The 3,608-nt window shown below is 62.9% G+C and carries 2 protein-coding genes and 2 tRNA genes; all 4 read left to right on the plus strand.

From position 1 onward, the window contains the following. A partial coding sequence (locus ACZM96_RS10120) for a sigma-70 family RNA polymerase sigma factor (RefSeq protein WP_489488893.1) occupies positions 1–538 on the plus strand: 538 nt, incomplete at its 5' end. A 413-nt stretch (positions 539–951) separates the two neighbouring features. Then, positions 952–2,832: a tRNA uridine-5-carboxymethylaminomethyl(34) synthesis enzyme MnmG gene (gene mnmG / locus ACZM96_RS10125; RefSeq protein WP_489488894.1), complete on the plus strand. Its 1,881-nt coding sequence runs from the start codon at positions 952–954 to the stop codon at positions 2,830–2,832. Between the two features lie 566 nt (positions 2,833–3,398). Next, positions 3,399–3,474, plus strand: a tRNA-Val gene (locus tag ACZM96_RS10130). 10 nt (positions 3,475–3,484) lie between these two features. Then, positions 3,485–3,561, plus strand: a tRNA-Asp gene (locus tag ACZM96_RS10135). Positions 3,562–3,608: the final 47 nt, after the last annotated feature.

Consider the following 3,608-nt stretch of genomic DNA (forward strand, 5'->3'; position numbering starts at 1 on the left):
CCGGCAGGCCATCACCCGCGCCATCGCCGATCAGGCCCGCACCATACGCATTCCCGTCCACATGATAGAAACCATCAACAAGCTCATCCGCACCTCGCGCTATCTGGTGCAGGAGCTCGGCCGCGATCCTACTCCCGAGGAAATCGCCGAACGCATGGACTATCCCGTGGACAAGGTCAAGAAGGTGCTCAAAATCGCCAAGGAACCCATCTCCCTCGAAACCCCCATCGGCGACGAAGAGGATTCCAGCCTCGGCGATTTCATCGAGGACAAGAAGGCCGTGGCTCCCGCCGAGGAAGTGGTGAACACCAAGCTCTCCGAGCAGATCGCCTCCGTGCTCGCCGACCTCACTCCCCGCGAGGAACAGGTGCTGCGCAAGCGTTTCGGCATCGGCGAGAAGTCCGACCACACCCTTGAGGAAGTGGGCAAGCTCTTCAACGTCACCCGTGAACGCATACGTCAGATCGAAGCCAAGGCTCTGCGCAAGCTCCGCCATCCGGTGAGAAGCCAGACACTGCGCTCCTTCTACGAAAACTGATCCGTCAGCGGAAGTCGCTTCGCTTTGCCCCTTTCCGGCGGCGCGAGGCGGCTTCCGCTTTTTCGTCATGAGGCCGCCTCCGGTGATCCGGCAGCGCGGCCTCACGCGTACCGGAGCGGCAAACGCGCTTCGCAGCGCCCTGCCCGCAGAGACTGCGGCGCGCCTTTCGAGCGCGGCGGGCTCTTGCGGAGCAGGCGTTCCGTCCGCAGCCGCGTTCCTCCGCGGTTCCGCAGCTTCCGCTGCCGAAGGTCCGGCAAGATTGTCCGGCGATGCCGATTCCGGCTCTCCCGGGTCATGGAGCGGCACCTGCGCGCAGGACTGATCGCCCGAACGCAACAATCGCGCCGGACACGCTTTTCCCCCTCCGCCGCATCGAAGGCGGGCCCTGTTCAACCTCCAGATTTCTTATCACCATGACACATTATTCCTGCATCGTCGTCGGGGCCGGACACGCCGGCTGTGAAGCAGCCATGGCGCTCGCCCGTCTGGGCCACAACGTGCTCGTCGTCACCAGCAACGTGGACCGCATCGGTCATCTTTCCTGCAATCCCGCCATCGGCGGCCTGGCCAAGGGGCACCTGGTGCGCGAAATCGACGCCCTCGGCGGCTGCATGGGCAAATGGGCCGACGAAGCCGGCATTCAGTTCCGCATTCTGAACGCCAGCAAGGGCCCGGCCGTGCGCGCCCGCCGCGCCCAGATAGACCGCGAATCCTATCTTGCCGCGGTCAAGCGCGACATGTTCGCGCAGGAAGGCCTCACCATCTGGCAGGACATGGTTACCGACATTCTCGCGGAAAACGGCAAAGTCGTCGGCGTGCGCACCCAGCTCGGCAAGGAATTTCTCGCCGATCACGTGCTGCTCACCACGGGCACCTTCCTGTGCGGCCTCGTCCACGTGGGCCTCGTGCATTACAGCGCCGGCCGTTTCGGCGACTCCGCCGCCATGAGCCTTTCCGATTCGCTGCGCTCGCTCGGCCTCACCCTCGGCCGCCTCAAAACCGGCACCACCCCGCGCCTTCTGGCAAGCTCCATCGACTTCGACGCCATGGAAGCCCAGTACGGCGACAACCCGCCGCAGGGCTTCAGCTTCAGCGGCCCCGGCCCGGTGCTGCCGCAGGTGCCCTGCTTCATCACCTGGACCAACGAACGCACCCACGACATCATCCGCTCCGGCATGGACCGCTCGCCGCTGTTCACCGGCGTCATCACCGGCGTGGGCGCGCGCTACTGCCCTTCCGTGGAGGACAAGGTGGCCCGCTTCCCCGAACGCGAACGCCATCACGTCTTCATCGAACCCGAAGGTCTGAACCGCGAGGAATATTACGCCAACGGCATTTCCACCAGCCTGCCGCTGGACATTCAGGAAAAGATGGTCAACTCCATCCGCGGTCTGGAACACGCCAAAATCGTGCGTCCGGGCTACGCCATCGAGTACGACTACGTGAATCCCGTGCAGCTGCGTCCCACCTTTGAAACCCGCAAGGTGGACGGCCTGTGGCTCGCCGGTCAGATCAACGGCACCTCCGGCTACGAGGAAGCAGCCGCGCAGGGCCTGTGGGCCGCGCTCAACATGGACGCCAAAATCAAAGGCCGCGAGCCCTTCCTGCCCGCCAGAAGCGAAGCCTACATGGCCGTGCTGGCCGACGAACTGGTCACCAAGGGTACCAACGAGCCGTTCCGCATGTTCACCTCGCGCGCGGAATATCGCCTTCTGCTGCGCGAAGACAACGCCGACGCACGCCTCACCCCGCGCGGCCGCGACATCGGCCTTGTGGGCGACGAGCAGTGGCGCGTGTTCCGTGACAGACAGCAGAGCCTGCACGCGCTCATGGACAAGCTGACCTCCGTGCGCCTCACCCCCGACGCCGCCACGCAGGCCGCCTTTGCCGAACTCGGCGAACCCTGTCCCGCGCAGGCCGTCACGCTGGCCGATCTCGGCCGCCGTCCGCAGCTTCCGCTGCGCCGCCTCTCCGTGTTCCTGCCGGAACTGGACAGCGCCCCCGACGACGTGCTTCAGGAAACGGAAATCATTCTGCGCTACTCCGGCTATCTGGAACTTCAGGACGAACTCGTGCGCCGCGCGGCGCGTCAGGAAGCCATACGCCTGCCCGAAGACATGGACTACACCGGCATTTCCGGCCTGTCGCGGGAAATTCAGGAAAAGCTGAACGCCATTCGTCCCCTCACGCTGGGGCAGGCCGGACGCATTTCCGGCGTCACGCCCGCAGCGCTGGCCTGCCTGGAAATCGAGCTGAAAAAGCGCGGCCTTCTCCGCACGGACAACAATCGCTGACACGCCCCTGCGCAGCGCAGGCTTTTTTGCGGGACAATCCGCTTTTTCAGAGCTGTTCACGGTCTTCGTGGGCAGCTCTTTTTTTCTTCGTGGCGCGCCCCTGCGGGCAGACGGGCGTCTTCAGCGGGCAGCCCGCTCCTTCCGCCGGAATCTCCGTGAACGAAGATAGAAGCGCCAGTCCCGGAAGATACGCCGACGCTGCCGCGCGGCTCCGGAGACGCCCGTGAAAGGCAAAACGCCTGTCCTGAAAAAGGCGCTTTTCCCTCCGCTTCCGCTGCGAGGTCGCGATCGCTCAGCGCTGCTGTTCCTCATCTGCACTCCTCCTGCCCGGCGCTCATGACGCGCCCGCCTCGATGGTCCAAAGGTCGCAGCACCCGCCACCCAAAAGCCCGCTGACGAAAAGCCTGCCGTGCAACTTTGCGGCAAGTTTTGCATAAAAAACAATAAAAACAAATAATATCAGCATATTAAATATTAATCTCACACTTTTTTCAAAAAAAATTGCGAAGAGGGCAAATTTTCTGTTGACAGAAGGGGGCATTTTCCATAAACACATACCTGCGCATGGGCAGTTAGCTCAGTTGGTAGAGCATCGCCTTCACACGGCGGGGGTCACAGGTTCAAGTCCTGTACTGCCCACCATGCGAAAAGTGGAGCGGTAGTTCAGTTGGTTAGAACGCCGGCCTGTCACGCCGGAGGTCGTGGGTTCAAGTCCCATCCGCTTCGCCACTTTTGTTTAAAAGGGTTTTTGCCCACTCCATATTTGGAGCGGTAGT

The organism is Mailhella sp. (genome assembly GCF_057866825.1).